The 20,737-nt window shown below is 70.7% G+C and carries 25 protein-coding genes; 8 read left to right on the forward strand and 17 right to left on the reverse strand.

What is annotated here, in order from left to right; genetic code table 11:
* Nucleotides 1-70: 70 nt before the first annotated feature.
* Genes queC through queD form a run of 3 tightly spaced genes read left to right on the forward strand, consistent with a single transcriptional unit; the run spans nt 71 to nt 1,784 of the window.
* Nucleotides 71-784: a 7-cyano-7-deazaguanine synthase QueC gene (gene queC, locus GA0074694_RS05530; RefSeq protein ID WP_245714545.1), complete on the forward strand. Its 714-nt coding sequence runs from the start codon at nt 71-73 to the stop codon at nt 782-784.
* Nucleotides 781-1,428, forward strand: a complete 648-nt coding sequence (gene queE / locus GA0074694_RS05535) for a 7-carboxy-7-deazaguanine synthase (RefSeq protein ID WP_091453456.1) — start codon at nt 781-783, stop codon at nt 1,426-1,428. Before queC ends, queE begins: the two co-directional genes overlap by 4 nt.
* A complete protein-coding gene (gene queD / locus GA0074694_RS05540) occupies nt 1,428-1,784 on the forward strand; it encodes a 6-carboxytetrahydropterin synthase QueD (RefSeq protein ID WP_091453460.1) in 357 nt (118 codons plus the stop codon). Before queE ends, queD begins: the two co-directional genes overlap by 1 nt.
* Before the next feature lie 105 nt (nt 1,785-1,889).
* Here queD and GA0074694_RS32155 read toward each other — a convergent pair whose 3' ends face one another.
* The 3 genes from GA0074694_RS32155 to rsmI form a co-directional block, all read right to left on the reverse strand.
* Entirely contained in the window at nt 1,890-5,351 is a 3,462-nt protein-coding gene (locus tag GA0074694_RS32155; protein ID WP_245714546.1) for an MFS transporter, read from the reverse strand.
* Complete coding sequence (locus GA0074694_RS05550; RefSeq protein ID WP_141713978.1) at nt 5,348-7,300, reverse strand: FHA domain-containing protein; 1,953 nt, start codon at nt 7,298-7,300, stop codon at nt 5,348-5,350. The genes GA0074694_RS32155 and GA0074694_RS05550 overlap by 4 nt, the downstream gene beginning before the upstream one ends.
* 528 nt (nt 7,301-7,828) lie before the next feature.
* On the reverse strand, nt 7,829-8,707 hold the full coding sequence (gene rsmI, locus GA0074694_RS05555) for a 16S rRNA (cytidine(1402)-2'-O)-methyltransferase (protein WP_176737792.1): 879 nt from the start codon (nt 8,705-8,707) through the stop codon (nt 7,829-7,831).
* Between the two features lie 411 nt (nt 8,708-9,118).
* On the opposite strand from rsmI, the gene GA0074694_RS05560 reads away from it, so the two are divergent.
* Both GA0074694_RS05560 and GA0074694_RS05565 read left to right on the forward strand, forming a co-directional pair.
* Entirely contained in the window at nt 9,119-9,883 is a 765-nt protein-coding gene (locus GA0074694_RS05560; RefSeq protein ID WP_091453469.1) for a PIG-L deacetylase family protein, read from the forward strand.
* Nucleotides 9,880-10,842 (forward strand): methyltransferase, encoded by a 963-nt coding sequence (locus tag GA0074694_RS05565; RefSeq protein ID WP_091453473.1) that lies wholly within the window; start codon nt 9,880-9,882, stop codon nt 10,840-10,842. Before GA0074694_RS05560 ends, GA0074694_RS05565 begins: the two co-directional genes overlap by 4 nt.
* A 104-nt stretch (nt 10,843-10,946) precedes the next feature.
* Here GA0074694_RS05565 and GA0074694_RS05570 read toward each other — a convergent pair whose 3' ends face one another.
* The 5 genes from GA0074694_RS05570 to GA0074694_RS05590 all read right to left on the reverse strand — a co-directional run bounded on the left by GA0074694_RS05570 (nt 10,947) and on the right by GA0074694_RS05590 (nt 14,605).
* The gene (locus GA0074694_RS05570) at nt 10,947-11,432 is read right to left on the reverse strand and encodes an SRPBCC family protein (protein ID WP_091453477.1); all 486 of its coding nucleotides are present in this window, start codon (nt 11,430-11,432) and stop codon (nt 10,947-10,949) included.
* Nucleotides 11,433-11,435: 3 nt separating this feature from the next.
* The gene (locus GA0074694_RS05575) at nt 11,436-11,777 is read right to left on the reverse strand and encodes an ArsR/SmtB family transcription factor (protein ID WP_176737793.1); all 342 of its coding nucleotides are present in this window, start codon (nt 11,775-11,777) and stop codon (nt 11,436-11,438) included.
* Between the two features lie 235 nt (nt 11,778-12,012).
* A complete protein-coding gene (locus GA0074694_RS05580) occupies nt 12,013-12,504 on the reverse strand; it encodes a PepSY domain-containing protein (protein WP_091453480.1) in 492 nt (163 codons plus the stop codon).
* Nucleotides 12,505-12,605: 101 nt separating this feature from the next.
* On the reverse strand, nt 12,606-13,913 hold the full coding sequence (locus GA0074694_RS05585) for a sensor histidine kinase (RefSeq protein WP_091453484.1): 1,308 nt from the start codon (nt 13,911-13,913) through the stop codon (nt 12,606-12,608).
* The gene (locus GA0074694_RS05590) at nt 13,910-14,605 is read right to left on the reverse strand and encodes a response regulator transcription factor (protein WP_091453487.1); all 696 of its coding nucleotides are present in this window, start codon (nt 14,603-14,605) and stop codon (nt 13,910-13,912) included. The genes GA0074694_RS05585 and GA0074694_RS05590 overlap by 4 nt, the downstream gene beginning before the upstream one ends.
* A 103-nt stretch (nt 14,606-14,708) precedes the next feature.
* Here GA0074694_RS05590 and GA0074694_RS05595 point away from each other — a divergent pair, with 103 nt between their 5' ends.
* The gene (locus GA0074694_RS05595) at nt 14,709-15,152 is read left to right on the forward strand and encodes a septum formation initiator (RefSeq protein WP_091453491.1); all 444 of its coding nucleotides are present in this window, start codon (nt 14,709-14,711) and stop codon (nt 15,150-15,152) included.
* Nucleotides 15,153-15,273: 121 nt separating this feature from the next.
* On the opposite strand, the gene GA0074694_RS05600 is transcribed toward GA0074694_RS05595, so the two are convergent.
* From GA0074694_RS05600 to GA0074694_RS30715, 7 genes are all read right to left on the reverse strand, one after another.
* The gene (locus GA0074694_RS05600) at nt 15,274-15,579 is read right to left on the reverse strand and encodes a hypothetical protein (RefSeq protein ID WP_245714547.1); all 306 of its coding nucleotides are present in this window, start codon (nt 15,577-15,579) and stop codon (nt 15,274-15,276) included.
* Nucleotides 15,569-16,306, reverse strand: a complete 738-nt coding sequence (locus GA0074694_RS05605; protein ID WP_091453496.1) for an SDR family oxidoreductase — start codon at nt 16,304-16,306, stop codon at nt 15,569-15,571. The genes GA0074694_RS05600 and GA0074694_RS05605 overlap by 11 nt, the downstream gene beginning before the upstream one ends.
* 181 nt (nt 16,307-16,487) lie before the next feature.
* Complete coding sequence (locus tag GA0074694_RS05610) at nt 16,488-16,724, reverse strand: helix-hairpin-helix domain-containing protein (RefSeq protein ID WP_091453499.1); 237 nt, start codon at nt 16,722-16,724, stop codon at nt 16,488-16,490.
* Nucleotides 16,721-16,939 (reverse strand): hypothetical protein, encoded by a 219-nt coding sequence (locus GA0074694_RS30710; RefSeq protein WP_141713979.1) that lies wholly within the window; start codon nt 16,937-16,939, stop codon nt 16,721-16,723. The genes GA0074694_RS05610 and GA0074694_RS30710 overlap by 4 nt, the downstream gene beginning before the upstream one ends.
* A gap of 28 nt (nt 16,940-16,967) precedes the next feature.
* Nucleotides 16,968-17,216 carry a hypothetical protein gene (locus tag GA0074694_RS05615; RefSeq protein ID WP_091453502.1) on the reverse strand — a complete coding sequence of 83 codons (249 nt, stop codon included), beginning with the start codon at nt 17,214-17,216 and terminating at the stop codon, nt 16,968-16,970.
* Nucleotides 17,213-17,380: a hypothetical protein gene (locus GA0074694_RS31465; RefSeq protein WP_176737794.1), complete on the reverse strand. Its 168-nt coding sequence runs from the start codon at nt 17,378-17,380 to the stop codon at nt 17,213-17,215. The genes GA0074694_RS05615 and GA0074694_RS31465 overlap by 4 nt, the downstream gene beginning before the upstream one ends.
* Complete coding sequence (locus tag GA0074694_RS30715) at nt 17,377-17,604, reverse strand: hypothetical protein (protein ID WP_141713980.1); 228 nt, start codon at nt 17,602-17,604, stop codon at nt 17,377-17,379. Before GA0074694_RS30715 ends, GA0074694_RS31465 begins: the two co-directional genes overlap by 4 nt.
* 144 nt (nt 17,605-17,748) lie before the next feature.
* Here GA0074694_RS30715 and GA0074694_RS05620 point away from each other — a divergent pair, with 144 nt between their 5' ends.
* Together GA0074694_RS05620 and GA0074694_RS05625 are read left to right on the forward strand one after the other, a co-directional pair.
* On the forward strand, nt 17,749-18,627 hold the full coding sequence (locus GA0074694_RS05620) for a helix-turn-helix domain-containing protein (protein ID WP_245714548.1): 879 nt from the start codon (nt 17,749-17,751) through the stop codon (nt 18,625-18,627).
* Between the two features lie 21 nt (nt 18,628-18,648).
* Nucleotides 18,649-18,831 carry a DUF397 domain-containing protein gene (locus tag GA0074694_RS05625; protein ID WP_091453505.1) on the forward strand — a complete coding sequence of 61 codons (183 nt, stop codon included), beginning with the start codon at nt 18,649-18,651 and terminating at the stop codon, nt 18,829-18,831.
* A gap of 84 nt (nt 18,832-18,915) precedes the next feature.
* On the opposite strand, the gene GA0074694_RS05630 is transcribed toward GA0074694_RS05625, so the two are convergent.
* Complete coding sequence (locus GA0074694_RS05630; protein ID WP_091453509.1) at nt 18,916-19,698, reverse strand: ABC transporter permease; 783 nt, start codon at nt 19,696-19,698, stop codon at nt 18,916-18,918.
* The gene (locus tag GA0074694_RS05635; protein WP_091453513.1) at nt 19,695-20,663 is read right to left on the reverse strand and encodes an ATP-binding cassette domain-containing protein; all 969 of its coding nucleotides are present in this window, start codon (nt 20,661-20,663) and stop codon (nt 19,695-19,697) included. The genes GA0074694_RS05630 and GA0074694_RS05635 overlap by 4 nt, the downstream gene beginning before the upstream one ends.
* Nucleotides 20,664-20,737: the final 74 nt, after the last annotated feature.

Here is a 20,737-nt window from a genome sequence, read left to right on the forward strand (position 1 = left end):
CCGGGCGTACGCCTGAACGCTGAGTAGGCTTACCGCCGGGTACGTCCGTGCCCGCCGACGAGGTGGAAGGGTGGTGTGGCGCGTGCCGACCGGGAAGCGCAAGGCCGTGGTGCTGCTCAGCGGTGGGCTCGACTCCGCCACGGTGCTCGCCATGGCGGTACACGAGGGATACGAGGCACACGCGCTCAGCTTCCGCTACGGCCAGCGGCACACCGTCGAGCTGGAGGCCGCCGCCCGGGTGGCCAAGGCGCTCGGCGCGACCCGGCACGTGGTCGCCGACATCGACCTGCGGGTCTTCGGTGGCTCGGCACTGACCGACGACACGCTCGCCGTCCCGCACCACGCCTCCGCCGACGAGCTGGGCGACGAGATCCCGGTCACCTACGTGCCGGCCCGCAACACGATCTTCCTGTCGTTCGCCCTGGCCTGGGCGGAGACCCTGGACGCCTCGGACATCTTCATCGGGGTGAGCGCGCTGGACTACAGCGGCTACCCGGACTGCCGGCCGGAGTACGTCGCCGCGTACGAGACGATGGCCAACCTCGCCACCAGGGCCGGCGTCGAAGGACGGCAGCGGCTGCGGATCCACACCCCGCTGATCCAGCTCACCAAGGCCGAGACCATCCGCCGAGGCCTGGAACTCGGCGTCGACTACGGCTGGACGCACAGCTGCTACGACCCGGTCGACGGCCGGGCCTGCGGTACCTGCGACTCCTGCCTGCTGCGCGGGCGCGGCTTCGCCGAACTCGGGCTCACCGACCCCGCCCTGTCCCCGACCGGATGACCGGCGTGTACCGGATCAAGGAGATCTTCTACACCCTCCAGGGCGAGGGCACGCACGCCGGCCGACCCGCCGTCTTCTGCCGCTTCACCAGCTGCAACCTCTGGACCGGGCGAAAAGAGGACCGGCACCGGGCAGTCTGCCGGTTCTGCGACACCGACTTCGTCGGCACCGACGGACCCGGCGGGGGCCGCTTCGCCACCGCCGCCGACCTGGCTGCGGCAGTCGCCGCCGCCTGGCGGGGCGGGGACCACCCGCGCAGCCGCCCGTACGTGGTGTGCACCGGCGGGGAACCGCTGCTGCAACTCGACGAGGCGGCCGTGACCGCCCTGCACGAGGCGGGCTTCGAGGTCGCGGTGGAGACCAACGGCACGCGTCCGGCACCCCCCGGCCTCGACTGGGTCTGCGTCAGCCCCAAGGCCGGCGCCGACCTGGTACTCACCCGGGGCGACGACCTGAAGCTGGTCTACCCGCAGCCGGGGGCGGAGCCGGGACGCTTCGAGCACCTCGACTTCACGCACTTCATGCTCCAACCCATGGACGGCCCGAACCGGGCCGCCAACACCGAGGCCGCGGTGCGGTACTGCCTGGAGCACCCGCAGTGGCGGTTGAGCCTGCAGACCCACAAGTACATTGGAATCGCCTGATGGAGATCTTCCGGGAGTTCACCTTCGAGGCCGCGCACCGACTGCCGAACGTGCCCGAGGGGCACAAGTGCGCCCGGCTGCACGGCCACTCGTACCGGGTGGCCGTGCACGTCAGCGGTGACGTCGACCCCCGCACCGGTTGGGTGATGGACTTCGGCGACCTCAAGCGGGCGTTCGAGCCGGTACGGGACGAACTCGACCACTACTACCTCAACGATGTGCCGGGGCTGGAGAACCCGACCAGCGAGGTGCTGGCCCGCTGGATCTGGCACCGGTTGGCCGACCGGTTGCCGTTGTCGGCGGTGTCGGTCCGGGAGACCTGCACCTCCGGCTGCGTGTACCGGGGCGAGGGCTGACCCTGAGCGTGGCGGGGTCGGGTCGGCAGCGGTGATCTGACGGCGGCGAGAAGGACATACGAAGAGGGGCCGTGCCACGCTGGCACGGCCCCTCTTCGTACCTGGTCACATCCGCATGTCGCCGACCCGCTCCTCCGAGCCGACCATGACGGCCTGCCCGTCGGTCGCCATCGACGCGTCGGAGCCCGCCATCGACATCATGGAGTCGTCCGCCATGGACGTACCCGGCATCGCCCCATCGGTGATGTTCGGCCACAGACGGACCGGGCCGTCCGTCTGCTCCGTGCGCAGTTCCGGCGGCGTGGGCTGCAGCGGCTGCAGACCGACGAGCTGCAACCGCCCCGGGAAGACGTTCAGCCGGCCGAAGTCGTCCAGCCTGTTGCTGATCCTGGCGACGGCCCGGCGATGCCGCCGCGTCGCCTCCAGGACCTTCTCCCGGGCCACCGGGTCGAGTCGCTTCCCGTCCTGCGGGTCGGTGCCCGCCCTGACGTGCCCCGGCTGGGCGAAGTCCGCCTCGCTGACCCGCTGCCAGGCCAGGGTGTCCTCCCGGATGCTGTCCGCGAGCTGCCGGACCGCCTCCTCGTGGCTGACCCCCTCGTCACGGGCCTGCCAGTACCGGTACACCCGGGCGGCGTGCCCGACCATGCCGGTGATGGAGCCCCCGCTGTTCAGGAAGCTGCCGGTGCCGAACGAGTCGCCAGCGACCACGCAGTTCGGCGCCACCAGCGCGTCCCTGCCGATCTTCTCCACGTTGCTGACCAGCTTGGGAGTGGCGAGGATGAGGGTACGGGCGAGCTCCCGGCGCGGGATCTCGGTGAGCAGGGAGACCTGGTCGAGGAAGTAGTCCCGGATCAGGTACCGGTGCGCGCCGAAGTACTCGACCGAACTCTGGCTGGTGCCCGGGGGCACCATGCCCGCCTGGACGGGGTCGAAGGTCCGGTAGTCCGGCACCTCCAGGATCGTCCAACCGCTCTCGCTGAATCCGTCGTGCCCGAGGGTCATCTGCCGGATCCAGTACTCGTTGCCCTGCTTGTCGAAGTCCGAGGCGATCCGCTGCCGCGAGGTGGCGCCGACGTAGACGGCGATCAGCCCGACGACGTAGTCGGCCTGCGCCACGACCGGGCCACGACCGTCCCCGTGGTCGATCCTCACCAGATCCTGGATGAAGCCGAGCCGCTTGGCGTCGACGCTGTCCACGCCCTCCGCGATCGAGATCAGCCCAGGCGTGCCCAGGTCGACCAGCTCGCTGCCCCGTACCCGGATCCGCCGGTAGGTGCCCTTCTCGTCGATCTCCCGGACCGCCTCGATCCGGACCCGCACCCGGCCGTCCGCGTCCCGGGAGAAGCCGTCCTCCACCGTCTCGTCGTCCCGGCCCAGCCAGCGCCGCCAGCCGGCCGGCCGGCTCGGGTGCGCCACCCGGTGGTACCTGAAGATCCGGCACCGCGGCTCCCGACCGGCGGCGAGGTCCATCCGCTCGATCCCCTCCAGGTACCGCCGAAGCATGATCAGCAGGTCCTCGGCGTTGCACTGGAAGGCCGGCGACTCGGCGAGAACATCGTCCATGCTGCGGCCGACGGTCTCCGGCCCGTGCTCCATCGACGGGGCCGGGGGACGGATCTCGGTGACCGTCCGGTGCGGCTTGCCGTCCACCCACCGGTCGTCGACGACCTCCGCGATCCGGACGTGACCGCCCAGACAGGAGTCGGCCCACCCGAAGAGGATCTCGTCCGCCCGGGCCTCCGCGCCGTCCTCGGGGTCCAGCTTGTAGAAGAGCTCGTGCAGGAGGAACCGCTCGCCCGTGAAGGTCCGGGGGATCCCCTCGTCGCCGTACCGTTCCGTCATCAGCCGGTCGATGACCGCCAGATGGTGGTAGATGTCCGCGCTGACCTTCCACTGGGTCAGGGTGAGGTACGGGTCGCCCCGCAGCTCGACGCCGACCACCCGTCGACCCATGGCGATCGACCACAGCATCGCCATCATGTTCGCCCCGCCGAGACCGACAGCGAGGAAGTCCGGGTCCGCCGCACCGGTCTGGTCGACCTTCCGGAGGTCCGGCGCGGTGGTCGTCTCGTCGAGCGACTGGGGTGCCGTCTTCGGCACCTCGCTCTGCACGGCGAAGATGGCGAGCACGATGGCGGCCACCATCGTGCCGAAGCCCACCAGGAACGCCATCTGGAAGCCCTCGGTGAGGGCCACCGCGGCCGCCTCGCCCTCGGCCAGCGCCGACTCGGCGACGTTCGCCGCCACCGGAGCCAGCACTGCCAGACCGAGTGCCGAGCCGATCTGCTGGGTGGTGTTCAGCAGACCGGATCGGATCCCGCTGTCATCGAGCGTGGCGTCGGCGAGGGCGATCCGCAGCACCGGCGGCGTCGCCAGACCCGAGCCGATCCCGATGAGCAGGATGGCCGGGAGCACGTCGACCCAGTAGCTGCCGTCGGCCGGGATCCGGGCGAGCAGCAGCAGGCCGAGTGCCATCAGCGCCATGGCCGGGACGAGCAGCACCTTGGCGTCGTTCTTCCGGATCAACCGCGGAGCGACCTTCAGCGAGCCGATCCCGATGGCGAGTGCGGCCGGCACGAACGCGAAGCCCAGCTCGTAGACCGAGAAGCCGAGGACGTTCTGCAGGTAGAGCGCGCAGAGGAAGAACATCGCCGTCGGCCCGGCGATCATCAACGCGAGGACGACGTTGGACCAGGCGACGTTGCGGGCCCGGAGGACGCTCGCCGGAACCAGCGGATTGGAGGTACGCCGCTGCCACAGGACGAATCCGACCATCAGCAGCAGCGCCACGCCGCCGAGGAGCGCCGTCCGGCCCGCGCCGCTGTCGGCCTGCACGATGGTGTAGACCGTCAGCATCAGCGAGCCGACCAGGGCCACCGCGCCGATCCAGTCGATCCCCTTGCCGGCCTTGGCGTCCCGGACGTTGTCCAGCAGCCGGGCGCCCATCAGGATGGTGACCAGCCCGATCGGGGCGTTGACGAAGAAGATCCAGTGCCAGCTCAGCGACGCGGTGAGCGCCGCGCCGGCGAGTTGGCCGATCGCGGACCCCGAGGCCGCCACGAAGGCGTAGAAACCGAGCGCGCGCGCCTGCTCCCGGGGCTTCGGGAACATGTTCACGACCATGCTGAGCACGACCGCGGTGGTCAGCGCACCACCGACGCCCTGCACGAACCGGGCACCGACCAGCACCGCCTGATCGGTCGCCAGGCCGCAGACCATCGAGGCGACAGTGAAGACGCTGAGCCCACTGAGGAAGACCCGCTTGGTGCCGATCAGGTCACCCAGCCGGCCGGCGAGGAGCAGCAACCCGCCGAAGGGGATGAGATAGGCGTTCACCACCCAGGCCAGGTTGGCCTGGGAGAACCCCAGGCCCTCCTGGATGGACGGCAGGGCGACGTACACCGCGGAGCCGTCGATCACGGAGATCAGGATGCCCACGCAGAGCACGATCAGCGCGAGCTGACGCTCCCGCAGGCTCCGCAACGGGTGCGCGGTGTCGCGCAGGACGACCGTCTCCCCCGAGGCGCCGTAGGAGTCGCCTCGGGGGGTGCTGTGCAGAACGGTCACGACGCCGAACCCGCCCCGATACCGACGGGCTCCCGCATCTGCGCGGAACCCTCGGCGGCCATGTCCGCGTCGGCGGCGCCGCACATCATCGGCCGCTCGGCCGGATGGGTCTCGAGGATCGGCGGCAGGTCGCTGGTGTGCAGCCGCCCACTGCGCACCGCGAGCCGCCGCCAGTCGGACGGATCCAGCGGAACGAGCGAGTGCCGGTGCCGGCGCGTGGCGTCGATCGTGGTGGCCCGCTCGCCGGACGAACGCCCGGTCTGCTTCTCGATCTCCCGGATCCGCTCCTCACCGAAGTTGATCGGCACGGCCTGGCTGAACTCCTGGGAGCTGACCTGGAGCCAGCCGAGGGTGTCCACCTTGATCTGGTCGGCCAGCTCGCGGATCGCCTGCTGCGGGCTGACCCCCTCGTCACGGCGCTCCCAGTACTGGTGCACGCGGGAGGCGTGCCCCACCATGCCGGTGACCGCGCCACCGCTGGTCATGAAGTGGCCGTTGCCGAAGGAGTCCCCGGCGACCACGCCGTTCGCGGCGACCAGGGCGTCCGCGCCGCACTTCTCGACCAGGCTGAACAACTTCGGGCCGTACGGGCTCTGGACCCGCTCGAGGTCCGACACGGGCAACTCGGTGATCAGGGAGACCTGCTCCAGGTAGTACTCCCGCAACAACTGCTGGTACGCGTTGAGGTACTCCTTCGACCGCTTCGGGGTACCCGGCGGGACGAGGCCGGCCAGGATCGGGTCGAAGGTCTTGAAGTCCGGCACCTGGACGAGGATCCAGCCCACCTCGGGGTCGTCCTCGTGGCCCACCGCGATCTGGCGGACCCAGTACTCGTTGCCCTCGCGGTCGAACTCGGAGGCGATCCGGCGGCGGAGCCGGGCACCGACGTGCAACTCGAGGAAGCCGGCGAGGTAGTCCGCCTGGGCCACCACCGGGCCGCGGCCGTCGTGGTGGTCGACCTCGACCTCCTCCTGCCGGAAGCCGAGCCGGTCCGCGTCGCTGCTGTCGAAGCCCTGCGCGATCATGAACAGCTCGGGGACGCCCAGGTCGATCAGTGGCGAGCCGGGCTTGCGGATCCGGCGGTACCGGCCCCGGTAGTCGAGCTCCTGGACCTCCTCGATGATGAGGCGCTTACGTCCGTCCGGGAGGCTGACGAAGCCGTCCTCCTGGCGCATCCACTTGAGGAAACCGTCCCCGTCGCCCTCGTCACCGACGGCGACCCGGTGCGACAGGAAGAGCCGGACCCGCGGCGTGACACCGCGGGCGATGTCCATGTCCTGGATCATCTCCAGGTAGCGACGCAGCATGACCAGCACCTCGGAGGCACCGGCCTGGAACGTCGACGGGCCGTCGAGCACGGTCACCATGTCGCGACCGATCTTGGCGGGGTCGTGTTCGGCCGGCGGCTTCGACGGATTGAGGACGGTGAGCACCCGCTGCGGCTTGCCGTCCACGTAGCGGTCGTCGATGAACTCGGTGTAGTGGATGAGGCCCGAGACGTGGGCCTCCTCGACACCGGCGATGCACTCGTCGGCGTACACGTCGCCGGGCTCCGTGACCGGGCTGTGGAAGGTCTCGCGGAGCCTGAAGAGCTGGCCGTCACCCTTGCGGGGGATGCCCTCCTCGCCGTACCGCTCCAGCATGAGCTGGTCGATCAGGCCCAGGTGGTGCCAGAAGTCCTCACGGATGTTCCAGTGCACACCCAGGGACGGGTCGCCGCGCAGCTCGACGCCGACGCACTGGCGACCGTGAGCCACCGACCACAGCAACGACATCATGCTGGTCGCGCCAAGCCCGAGGGCGACGAAGTCGGGGTTCTGAATCCCCGTCCAGTCGACCTCCACCTTCGTGCCGCGCGGTGCCCGGGACTGCTTCGTCGGGTCAAGCACCGCTGGCGCACTGCTGCGCGACGCACGCTTGACCAGGGAAGCTAATCGAAGGTTCTTCATGACCTTTCCTCAACTCTTGAGAGTGACGGATAAATGCCAGGCAGTCGACCGCCGAATACGGCGAGAATGGTCGCCATTCGGCTAGATCAATGCTAGCTAAACTGTCAAGCGGGTTGCCGCTGACCAGATCCCAGATTCGGGTGCATTCACGGAGGCCTGAACCAACAGTCGCGGGTCCACGCGCGTGTGGCGCGGTAGGTGCGAGTGGCGTGGCCGACCCCGGCCGCGTGCACGTCAACGGCCAGCTTGCTCGCCGCTGGCCGATCGCATCGCTGCCGGTCTATCGCATCGCCACCCAACATACGAGGCAACACCTGGCACCGACTTTAACAGCGGGATCGTAGACCGTCCACATGGGCGACTGACGGACGACCGAGGCGGTCCGGAATTGGCCACTTGCCCGGTCAGTCACGTGGACGCGTCGGACACTTCCCTTATTTCCGACGGCTCCGGCATCATGCAGCAGCGGAATCACTTGTGGTGACAACCCCGCGAGCAATACGTTGCCGCGGCTCCCATCGGGAGGCTCTATCCGCTGGTTCGGGCTCCGGAACGACCGGCGCGGGCGGATTGCTCCGTGGTGCCCGCGCTCCCCTGCTGCGCCGCCAGGCGCACCTGCTCGTACACCCAGTTGCGGGGTAGTCCGGTCACCTCCCGGACCACCTCCCGGACGAGCCGGGGCTCGACGCCGTGCCGCACCAATGTCTCGGTGAGTCGGTGGGCCAGCGCCTCGTCCTCGTCCGCGGGCTCCCCGGGGGCGCCGGCGACGACCACGGTGAACTGCCCTCGGACCACCGCCTCCGCGTCGAGCCCGGCGATCAGGTCGGACAGTGGACCCCGGAGGAACTCCTCGTCGTCCTTGGTGAGGTTCCGGGCCAGCGCCGCCGGTCGGTCGCCGAGCACCGCCCGGACGTCCTCGAGCATCGCCACGATCCGGTGGGGTGCCTCGAAGAAGACCAGGGTGGCCACGGTCGACCGCAGCGCGGTCAACGCGCTCCGCCGCGCCGCCTCCCTCCGAGGTAGGAACCCGACGTAGTGGAACTGGTGGTTCGGTAGGCCGGAACCGATCAGCGCGGTCACCGAGGCGGTCGCGCCGGGCAGCGGGCGGACCGGCACGTCGGCCTCGACGGCCGCCGCCACCAGCCGGTAGCCCGGGTCGTTGACCAGCGGCGTCCCCGCGTCGGAGACAAGCGCGACGTCCGTGCCGTCGCGGAGCATCCCCAGCAGATGCCGACTGCGCGACTCCTCGTTGTGGTCGTGGTAGCTCAGCAGGCGGGTGTCGATCTCGAGGGACTGCAGCAGGCGGCGGGTGTGCCGGGTGTCCTCGGAGGCGACGACGCCGACCCGGCCGAGGACCTCGATCGCCCGGAGGGTGATGTCACCGGGATTGCCGATGGGGGTGGGCACCAGGTAGAGGGTGCCGGGATCGGCAGCCCCCGACCGTCGCGTTCCGTCCGCCTCTGCCACCCGTCGCCCCCCGTGTCGTCACGGCCAACTCTATCGCCAGCGCCCCGCCCCCCACCGCCACCCCGCCGGCCACGGCCGTTTCCGGACCCACCGGTCATTTCCCGTCATCAGCACCACGGCACGACTGGCAATCGACGCCCTGGCGACCGGGCCGCAAAATCAGCGGACGGGCACACCCAACCCATTCCGGCTACTCAATGTCACCAATACAATACTTGACACCCTATCGGCGCATAACTAAGATCGAACTCCGTTGGGCAGGCCAATACCGCCCAGACAAAACCGCGCCCGGCATTTTCCCCGAAACGGAGCCCGTCTTACTTCCGCCGCAATCGCGCGAAAGGGCGACGAATGCCTGACCCGGATCACCCGACAATAACGGACATCGTCGTTTCGCCGCATTTCGACGACGGCGCCCTCTCGGTCGCTTCGGTGCTGCGCAGGGGACGGTCCGTGCTTCTGGTCACCGTCTGTGGTGGACCGCCGACCGAAGATGGCGACGACGAGTGGGACCGCCTCTGCGGTTTCGAGTCCGGCCCCGCCGCCGCTGTGGGACGTGCCGCAGAGGACCGTGCCGCCGCCGCGCTCGCCGGCAACCGGGTGACCCACCTGCCCGTCCCGGACGCGCCGTACCGGACCGACTTCCCGTCCGCGGCGGTGGTCGCGGCGCTGGCCCCGCTCTTCCGGCCCGACGTACGGGTCTGGGCTCCACTGGGGATCGGCAGCCACCCGGACCACGTCGGCACCCGGGACGCGGTGCTGGCCGCAGCCGCCGGAACGGGCCGCGCCGTCACCTTCTACGCCGACTGCCCGTACGCGTTCGGCTCCGGCTGGGACGCCGCCGACGGGGACCGGCCCGCCACCGACCGGTGGGAGCCGCACCTCACCGCCCTGGCCCACCTCGTCGACGCGACCAGTCCTCGGGTCACCCGTCTGGACGACTCCACGATGCGGTTGAAGATCGCTATGCTTCGCTGTCACGCCTCGCAACTGGCCGGTCTCTCCGTGGACCATCCCCACTTCATGGCCTGGGAGGGACCGTTGCGCCAGGAGGTCTTCTGGCCGGTGTCCGCCCTGATCCCCGGCCTGGAACCAACTCTCGGGAGTAGCGCATGATCGTCGGAGGCTCGACCATCCAGCCGGAGCGCGTCGACGCGGCGGCACTTCGACAGCTCGGCGACGCCCTGCGGAAGGTGGTCGGCCGAGCCGAGCCGACCCCCCTCGCCGACCTGCTCTCCGGCACCCCGGTCGACCCGGACGCGCTGACCGGGGAGATCGGCGTGGAGGGCCGGCGGGCGCTGCTCGACAGCGGCATGGCCGTCGACGACGGTGCCACCTTCTCCTCGCCGCTGCGCGGCCACCAGATGCACGGCGTGGTGGTGCTCAGCGACCCGGACGTCGAGGAGGATGTGCAGCACCGGTGGTACGTCGACCCGCTCTGGGAGGCGGACCTGCTGATCCGGCTGATGCTCCGGCGTGGCGGCGCGCGCGCCCTGGACATGGGGTGCGGCTCCGGGGTGCTCTCCCTGGTGCTCGCCGACCGGTACGAGTCGGTCCTCGGGGTGGACGTCAACCCGCGCGCGGTGGCGCTGTCCCGCCTCAACGCCGCCCTCAACGGCCTGACGAACGTCACCTTCCGCGAGGGCGACATGTTCGAGCCGGCCGAGGGGCGGTTCTCGCGGATCGTCTTCAACTCGCCGACGAACGAGGAGGGCAGCGAGTTCGTCGACCTGCTCGAAGCCGGTGAGCCGATCCTGGAGACGTTCTTCCGCGACGTGCCCCGGAAGCTGGAGTCCGGTGGCGTGGTCGAGGTCAACCTCGCCATGAACGACTACCCGGGCAACCCCTTCCGGGACCGGCTCGGCGACTGGCTCGGGCTGACCGAGAACGGGCTGCGGGTGCACATCTTCACCTCGCAGCGGCGCGCCACGGGCGACGGGGGCGAGTGGAAGCGGGGCTGGCTGGTGATCGCGCCCGGCCCGGTGGGGCTCACCGAGACCGAGTGGCCGTACCACGACCTCTACGAGGAGGACCCGGACTCGCTGCTCGGCGCGACGGAGCAGCAACTCGCCTGAGGAGGGCACCCCGACGAGGTGCGCTGGTCGGTCGACACCCGACCGCACCGGCGGTGCCGACCGTCAGTGGGACCGGGGCCGCCGTGGCCCCGGTCCGCCACTGGTCAGGAGGCGAGCAGTTCGTCGATCTGGTTGATCGCCCCCGAGGCACCCTCCACCACGCCCATGTCCAGCACCTGCTGCAGGGCCTCGGCCGAGGGGTAGGTGGAGACGTAGGTCGCGCGCGTGCCGCCGTCGTGCTCGGTGAAGGTGTAGACGTTCCCGGAGACCGGCAGGTCCGGGTTCGGGTTGAAGTCCAGGTCGGCGAAGCCGTCGTCGAAGGAGAAGCCCCGAGGCTCCTCCACGCTCTTGACCAGCCAGTATCCGGCGTGCTTGTCGCCCTCCGGACCGGTCATGTAGTACGTCACCCGGCCACCGGGCGTGAGGTCGTGGTCGACCACCGTCGCCGGGTAGGTCGGCGGCCCCCACACCTTCTCCAGCTGGCGGGGGTCGGCGTAGACCTGCCAGACCCGCTCCACGGGGGCGGCGAAGTCCGCGGTGATGGTCAGGGTCAGGTTGTCGAGATCGTGCCGGACGTCGGTCACGGGCATGGGTCAGTCCTCCTGGTCGAAATCGGCTGCGATGAGTGCATCGATGCGGGCGATGCGGCCACGCCAGACCTGTTCGAGTTCGGTGAGCATGGACGCCACCGACCGCACCGCCGCCACGTCGCCGCTGGCCAGCTGCTCGCGACCGCTGCGTCGCTTGGTCAGCAGACCGGCCTTCTCGAGCACGGCCACGTGCTTCTGCACCGCGGCGAAGCTCATGTCGTACTTCGCCGCGAGCGCGGTGACGGAGTGCTCCCCGGCCAGCACGCGACGCAGGATGTCACGTCGGGTGCGGTCGGCGAGCGCCTGGAACATGGCGTCCGCCCGGTCCTCGCTCTCGTCGGTCACCACCCCAATATACAACCACTTGGTTGTACGTTGTCAAGGGTCACGTCTCCGGCGCTGTCCTGACGATGGCAGCGGCCCGCCGCACCGGGGTTTCCTCCTGGAGAACGATCGGCGCGGCGGGGCGACGTGCGCCGGCCACGCGGGCCCACGTACGAGAACGGGCCCCGCTCGCCGAGGGAGCGGGGCCCGCGTCGACCGGTGTGGCTCGTCGCCACACCGGCCCGGTCAGCGTCGGTCAGTCGTCGTCGCGATCGTCATCGTCATCGTCGTCGCGGTCGTCATCGTCGTCGACCGGCTCCTGCTCGGCCTTGACCACGCTGCCGTTGGTCCGGTCCACGTCGATCTCGTGCTCCGTCCCCCCGTTCACGATCTCGACGCTCCACACCTGACGGCCGTGCTCCTCCTCCGCCTCGACCTCCACGATCCGGCCGCCTCCGGCGCGGGCCAACGCGATCTCCCCGGCGCGCTTCTCGTCCACCGCGTTCCCGGTCGCCGGGGTGGTGGTGCCACCGGACGATGTGGTGGGCACACCGGTCGCCGCCGGGGCGGTGGGGGTGGCGGGGGTGCCGCTCGGGGTGGCGGGGGCCGTCGGGGCCGTGGTCGCCGCGGTCAGGGTGGTACGACCGCTCCGCTCGTCGGCGGCGGCAGCGGTGCCGATCACCGCTCCGGCCACCGCCAGCACCGCCGCACCCCCCAGGGTGCCCGTGATCAGGGACTTGTGCTTCATCTCGATGCACCTTTCCTCGGGTTCTGCCTACGAGGATCGGCCGAACCGGGATAGCGGCGCGCTGTACCGACGCTAAGGCCCGGTTAAGGCTCCGGCCGGGGTCAGGTGCCCGACGGAGCCGCTGGTGGCGCGAGCCGGAGCAACACCTCGGCTCCGCCGGTCCGGCCGCTCCGCAACTCCAGTCGCCCGCCCCCGACCTCGGCGGCCCGGCGGGCGATGTCCAGTCCGAGACCGGTCGAGCCGGCCGTGCTGGCTCCCCGGCGGACCGTGTCCGGCGGCATGCCCGGCCCCTCGTCGGCCACCGTGAGCAGCACCTCCCCGGACGACCCGGAGCGCTTCGCGCCCGTAGGGGCGAGCCGCACGGTGAACGGGGTGCCGTCCGGGGTGTGCGCGAACACGTTGCCGAGCAGCGCGTCGACCGCCGCGGCCAGGTCCTCGGCGGGCACCGCGACCGGCAACGGCCCGGACGCCAGCTCGCGGTGGACCGTCCGGCCAGTGTCCTCGGCCAGCACCGACCAGAACTGCACCCGGTCGGCGACCACCGCCGCCGCGTCGCACCCCACCGGGCCGACCGCCGGCCGCTGCCGCCGGGCCTGGCGGATCAGGCCGGTCACCGCCCGCTCCAGCCCGTCGACGGCGCTGGTGATCCGGGCCGCGTCCTGCGGGTCGCCCAGCGACTCGGCCTCCAGCCGCAACGCGGTCAGCGGGGTCCGGAGCCGGTGCGACAGGTCGGCCACCTGCTCGCGTTCCTGGCCGAGCAGCTCCTGGATGCGGCCGGCCAGGTGGTTGAGGGCACCGGCCACCTCGCGCAGCTCGGTCGGACCGGCGGGGGTCACCCGGGCGTCGAGATCGGCGTTGGCGAGGCGGTGCGACACGGCGGAGAGTTCGCTGATCGGTCGGACCAGGGTGTGGGCCAGCCGGTCGGCCACCACCAGACTGATCACCACCAGCAACCCGCCGAGCAGGGCCAGGACCAGCCAGGCACGGCCCACCCCGGCGGTCAGCTCCGCGCCCGGCACCACCGTCCGGATCACGCCGGTGCCGTCCGGCCGGCCCTGCACCGCGATCACCACCTCGCGTCCCTCCGCCGACTCCGCGGTGAGGCTCTGGCCGCGCGCCGCCAGGGCCACCGCCGGGGTACGGGGTGCCGGCGTGCCGAGCACCGTGCCGTCGGGCAGGAAGACGCTGACCGGTCGGCCGGACTCGACGGCGAGCCGCTCGACGGTCAGCCGGATCGTCGCCGGATCGGCGGTGCCCACCACCGGCACCAGGCTCTGCGCGTCGGCGGTCGCCCGGACGGTGGCCCGGTCCTCGGCGACGGTGCGGACCAGCAACGCGAGCGGCACCAGGAAGGCGACCAGGGTGAGCACGCTGACCGCGGCGGCCAGCAGGGCCAGGCGCGCCCTCACCCGGCCTCCTCCGGAGGAGCCAGCCGTACCCCCACCCCTCGGACGGTGTGCAGGTAGCGGGGCTGCTGGGCGTTCTCCCCCAGCTTCCGGCGCAGCCACGACAGGTGCACGTCGACGGTCTTGTCCGCACCGCCGTACGGGATCTGCCAGACCTCGGTCATCAGCTCGCGCTTGGTGACCACCTCGCCGGGGCGGGCGGCCAGATGGTGCAGCAGGTCGAACTCGCGCGGGGTCAGCTCGACCGGCTGGCCGTCCAGGGTCACCTGGCGGGCACGCGGGTCGACCCGCAGCCCGCCCACGACCAGCGTCGGGTCGTCCGCCCCGGCTGCCGAGCCGCCGCGGCGCAGCACCGCCCGGACCCGAGCGTCGAGCTGGGCGGCGGTGAACGGCTTCACCACGTAGTCGTCCGCACCCGCGTCGAGGACCCGGACGATCTCGGTCTCGTCGTCACGGGCGGTGGCCACGATCACCGGCACCGGGCTGACCGCGCGCAGCATCCGCAGCAGTTCCCGACCGTCGAGGTCGGGCAGGCCGAGGTCGAGCACGACCAGGTCGGGCCGGTTCTCCAGCGCGTCGCGCAGCCCGTCCATCGCCGTCGACGCGGCCGCCACCGCGTGCCCCCGGTCCCGCAGCGCCCGGACCAGCGGGGTCCGGATGGTCAGATCGTCCTCGATCAGCAGCAGGCGGGGCACACCTGGCAGGCTAATCCCCTCCTACCGGCGCCGGCCCGGTCGTTAACCCTCCCTTATCGTCGTCCGGTGCTTCCGCCAACCTTCGATCGGGGATAGTCGGGGCATGCGCCGTCCGTTCCTCGCCGTCGCCGGCTGGTTGGTCACCGCCGTGCTGCTCACCCTGGTCGGGGTGGCCGCGATCCGCCTGGTCGGGGAGAGCATCACCGGCACCCCGGGCGGCGTGCGCAGTCAGGAGGAGGTCGAGCGGGCGCTGGCCGCGCCGGAGCCGTCGGCAGCTTCCGCCACCCCCGGTGCGCCGCCGCCGACCGCGTCCGCGCGGTCGGGCGTACAGCGGGTCTTCGCGACCACCGGGGGCAGCGCGGTGGCCGAGTGCGGGCCGGACGGCGTACGGCTGGTCTCCTGGGCGCCGGCGCAGGACTACCGGGTGGGCGAGGCCGACCGGGGCCCGGACGACGACGTCGAGGTGAGCTTCGTCGGGCCGTCCGGTGAGCACGAACTGAAGCTGCGTTGCGTCGGCGGCGAACCGGTGGCCGAGACCGACGACTGAGGTTCCGCCCGTGGTCTCGGCGCAGGCTGACCCACCCGGTCCGGACGGCGTACCCGGTGGCGCTGCCGCGCAGTTGCACCGGACCGGCACCGGTGACCGGTGCCGGCCGACGTGTGGCGGATCAGCAGCCGCAGGTGTAATACAGGATGTCCCAGTGGCTGCCTTCCTTGGTGTACAGGTTTCCGGACGCTGACCGGTACTGGTAGCCGAAGCCGGAGATGTACCCGACGTAGGCGAAGTGCGACGAGATGTAGTTCTGGATGCAGGTGCTCAGGGCGATGTCGACCTTGTAGCCGTTCCAGTGGCTGTACGTGCCGTCGGAGTGACCGACCTCGGTGCCGGCGGTGATGGTGATGGCACAGCCGCTGACCCGCTTAGCACGTCCCGCGACGACCCGCCCAGGGACACGCGGAGTGTCAGGCGGCACCGCCGTTGACGTACAGCACCTGGCCGTTGATCCACCGCCCGGCCGGACTGACGAGGAAGGCCACCACGTCGGCGGTGTCGGCCGGCTCGCCGAGCCGGTTCATCGGCGACATCGCCGCCATCCGGGCGACGGCCTGCTCGTCCTTGCCGTCGAGGAAAAGGGCGGTGGCGGTGGCCCCGGGTGCGACGGCGTTCACGGTGATGTCGCGTTCCCCCAGCTCCCGGGCCAGGATCAGGGTGATCGCGTCCACCGCGGCCTTGCTGGCGGCATAGGCGGAGTAGGTGGGCAGGGACAGCTTGGGCGTCGTACTGGAGATGTTGATGATCGCGCCTCCGGGCCGGACCCGGCGGGCCGCCTGCTGGTCGACCACGAAGGTGCCGCGGACGTTCGTCCGGTGCACCCGGTCCAGATCCGCGAGGTCCAGCTCGACGATGGGGGCGTGGACCACGTTCCCGGCCGAGTTCACGACGACGTCGATTCCGCCGTAGGTCTGCTCGGCGGTGTCGAAGAGTCTGGCCACCGCGAACTCGTCGGCGACGTCGGCCTGCACCGCGACGGCGTCTCCACCGGCGGCGGCGATCTCGGCCACGGTCTGCTCCGCCTCGACCTTGCTGGTGGCGTAGTTCAGCACCACCGCGTAGCCGTCCGCGGCCAACCGTTTCACGATCTGGCGACCGATGCCCTGGGATCCACCGGTGACGATCGCGACACGCTGCGGGACGGTCATGACTGGCTCTCCTGATCCTGAGGGGCCCGTCGCGGCGAAGGCGCTCCGGACACCGGATTAGATCAAACAGAGACGTCGGCGGGTAGCCGTCCCCGGCTGCCGCTTCGACTCCTGCCGGAGCCCGACGCGGTGGTCACCGGCCACCGGGGACGGAGGCTGGTTCCACCTGTCCCTCCCTCGGTCAGGGGTGGGCGCGGCCAGCGGGGCTGTCGGCGAAGGCGAGGCCGTGCTCGGCCAGCGCGGCATCCAGGATGGCGACCGCCTTCGGCCCGACCCCGTGCAGGGCCAGCAGGTCGCGGCGGCGCCAGGTCGCCACCTGGGCGAGCGTCGTGACGCTGGCCGCGAGCAGGGCGCCGTTGGCGGGCCGTCCGATCGGGGGCAGATCGCCGATCTGCGCCGGCAGGTGGCGGGTACTCACGCGATCACCCTAGCCCGGCGGTGTGTCGGGAACCACCACTCGCACAACCAATGGCGTTCTTGGATGCCCGTTTCCCCCTGCACCGTACGAAGGGGCCGTGCGCGAGTCGTGTTGAGGATCGTGATCAGCCGGTCCACGTCGGCGAACGGAAGATTCGATTCAGGTTCCGGCGCGATGTCGCTGAACGGCGAGCCGTAGAGCCATTCTGGTTCCATGACGCCGTTCCGGGTCAGGTGGGCACCGCTACCGACCGGCCCGCCGAGAAGCAGGGGCGACAGGGGGCAGCTTCCGGAGCCCGGCCGGCTGGACGAAGACCTCTCGCCGGGCGACGGCGTCACCCTTCTTGTTCACCTGGTACCCGTCGAGCCACAGCCATCCGTCGAACGTCGGCCGGTCGAGCACACGGATAAGGCGGAACATGATCGGCCTGACGAACTGAACGCTGGCCGCGCGGGTGACGTGGAGCAGGTCACCGGCCCGGAACGCGCTCACCACCGGTCCTTCACCCGCCGCCACGCCAGGATCCGGGCACGTGCCACCGCCACCCGAGGACACCAGCCGTCCGGATGGCACCGCCGGCACCGCTGGACGCGGTGGTAGTCGAGCACCGCCCAGGACATCTGCACCAGGAACGGCACGTCACGCCTCTCGTTCACGCCCACAGCCCCGCCCGGTACTCCCCGGCGAGGGTCAGGAGCGGCCGTTCCGGCGGATAGACCACCCGAGCAACCCCCACCGCGCGGTACGCCCCGGCCCGCTCCGGGTAGGCGGTGGCCGGCCCCACCCGATCGAGCGGGGGCGTACGACGGCGGCGGCTCCTGAACGGCCAGAGCCTCCACAACAGACCGGGGTACGTCGGGTTCTTCGCATGCCGAGCCATCGGCCCTCCCGGAGCATAGTGACTTACAAACCAAGAGTGACGAAACTTATCTGGGAAGTCTAGAGTTCCATGGAAGATTTCCGTGGACGTTGGCGACTGGCTCTTCGTGCCTTGATCTCGAAAGTGGAGAGGAGAACACTGACGGTGTTCACGACCCTGGAGGTAGACGTGGCGAGGGCAAGCGGCCCGACGATCGCGCGATGGCAACTCGGCCGGGAGCTACACCGACTCCGCGAGGCGGCGAAGGTCTCGCACAAGGAGATCGCGGCAGAGTTGGGCTGCTCGGAGTCGAAGATCTACAAGATCGAATCAGGCGCAGTAGGCGTCAGCCGCGCCGACGTGATCGTGATGCTGACGCGGTACGGCGTCGAGGACGAGCGAGCCCGGCACACCGCTCTTGAACTCCAGCGCCAGGGCAAGGAGCGCGGTTGGTGGGCGAAGTTCGGGCAGCTTCCGAACCCGTACAGCATGTACATCGGGCTGGAGTCCGCAGCGACGGCGGTACGGAATTTCGAGCTGGCCGTCGTGCCGGGCCTGCTCCAGACGGAGGCGTACGCCTACGCGATCACCAGTGCCGCATGGCCGGGTCAGACCGAGGAGGCGCGCCGCCGAGTTGAGGTGCGGATGACCAGGCAGACTTGCCTGACCGAAGAGCCGGCACTGAAGTTCTGGGGGATCGTGGACGAGGGCGTGCTGCGTCGCCAGACCGGTGGCCCCGACGTCATGCGACGTCAGCTTCACCACCTGATCGAGATGAGTGACCGGCCGAACATCGAGCTTCAAGTCTTGCCGTTCAGCGAGGGATGGCACCCCGGCACGGTGGGCTCCTTCTCGATCCTGGAGTTTCCCGAGGACATCCACAGTCCGGTCGTATACGTGGTCAGCCAGGCCGGGGACGCCTATCTCGAACGGGAGGACGACTTGCGGCGCGTTACGCTGACCTATACCCACCTGCACGCGGCAGCGCTCAGCGTCAACAAGTCCCGCGACCTGATCGCCGCCATCGCCAAGGACATGACGTAGAGCGAAGGAGAGGGTGCGGCAATGGACCGGTCACGCGCCGTGTGGCGCAAGAGCAGCCGAAGCGATGCCAACGGCCAGTGTGTCGAAGTGGCGGCTCTTCAAGGCACCGTCGCCGTCCGGGACAGCAAGGACAAGAGCGGCCCGGTCCTCGCGTTCGCCGCGCCGGACTGGCGCAGCTTCGTCAACTCCCTCAAGACCAACTAGCCGGCGACATCGCAGTGCCCCGGCTTCCCTCTCGGGAGCCGGGGGCACCTGCCGTCGCCGACGGTCGGGCCGGGGCGGCCCGTCCTAACGGGCCACCCGCTGGTTGTACCTGCGCTTGGCCCACAGGTACGACACCAGCGAGATCCCGGCGCACCAGGCGAGCGCGAGGATCGCGCTGGTGCCGATCCCGGAGCCGAGCAGCAGCCCGCGCAACGTCTCGATGATCGGCGTGAACGGCTGGTACTCCGCGAAGGTACGCAACCCGGCCGGCATCGTCTCCGTGGGCACGAACCCGCTGCCCAGGAACGGCAGCAGGCTCAGGAACATGGGCGTGTTGCTGGCCGTCTCGACGCTGTCGGCGACCATCCCGAGCGCGACGGCGAACCAGGTCAGCGCGAACGCGGTCGCGGTCAGCACGCCGAGCACGGCGAGCCACTCGATCGCGGTGGCGTTCGGGCGGAAGCCGATGAGCAGGGCGACGCCGAGCACGGCGACCACCGCCAGGAAGTCCTGCACCAGGCTGCCGAGCACGTGCCCGGTCAGCAGCGAGCCCCGGGAGATGGCCATGCTGCGGAACCGGTCGACGATGCCCTCGGTCATGTCCGTCGCCACCGAGATGGCGGTGCCGGCGGCGGCCCCGGCCATGGTGAAGAGCAGCATGCCCGGGGCCAGGTAGTTCACGTACGCGGAGCGGTCGCCGCCGATGCCGGCGCCGAGCGTGCCACCGAAGACGTAGGCGAAGAGCAGCAGGAAGACCACTGGCATACCGATCAGCAACCCGGTCAGCGACGGGTAACGCCGCAGGTGCAGCAGTTGCCGGCGCAGCATGGTCCGGGAGTCGGTGAGGGCGTGGGCCATGGTGGTCATCGGGTTTCCTCGGAGGTCGCGGTGGTGGCGGGCGCGCCGGTGAAGGCGAAGAACACGTCGTCCAGGTCCGGGGTGTGGATCGTCAGGTGGTCAGGCTCGGCCCGGACCCGGTCGAGCGTGCCCAGCACGGCGCGCAACGAGGCGACGTCGCCGCCGCTGGGCACCTGGAGGGTCAGCGCGTCGTCGTCGCGGTGTGCCGTGTCCAGCACGGCCGCCGCCGCGCGCAACGTGACCGGGTCGGCGAAGCGCAGCAGCAGGTGCCCACCGGGGATCCGGCGTTTGAGTTCGTCCGGTGCGCCCTCGACCACGATGCGGCCCTGGTCCAGCACCGCGATCCGATCGGCGAGCTGATCCGCCTCCTCCAGGTACTGGGTGGTGAGAAAAACCGTGACGCCCTCGGCGACCAGCTCCCGGACAATCTGCCACATCGCGTGCCGGCTGCGCGGGTCGAGGCCGGCGGTGGGCTCGTCGAGGAAGATCAACCGGGGATCGCCGACCAGGGTCATCGCCAGGTCCAGGCGGCGTTGCTGACCGCCGGAGAGCAGCGACACCGGCTTCCGCGCCGACTCGCCGAGATCGAAGCGCTCGATCAGCCGGGCCACCCGCCGGCCGCCCTCGGCCCGACCGAGCCGGTGCAGGTCGGCCATCAGCCGCAGGTTCTCCTGCACGGTGAGCAGGCGGTCGACGGCCGCGAACTGGCCGGTCAGGCCGATCGCCGCACGCACCCGGTCGGCTTCCCGGGCCAGGTCGTGCCCGGCGACGCGGATCGAGCCGCCGTCCGGCGGCAGCAGGGTGGCGAGGATCCGCACCATGGTCGTCTTGCCAGCGCCGTTCGGGCCGAGCAGGGCGAAGACGGTGCCTTCGGTGACGGTCAGGTCGATGCCGTCGAGGACCACCTTCGCGCCGAAGGTCTTGCGCAGGCCGGCCACCGATACGGCGGGGCGGGTGGTCACTGTGGTAGTCACGAACGCCTCCTGGCGGTTTCCGGGCAGGGGCCATCGCCGGCCGGGGCACGAGCGCCGGCCGGGACGGCGGGGTG

Source organism: Micromonospora inyonensis (genome assembly GCF_900091415.1).
Lineage (GTDB): Bacteria > Actinomycetota > Actinomycetes > Mycobacteriales > Micromonosporaceae > Micromonospora > Micromonospora inyonensis.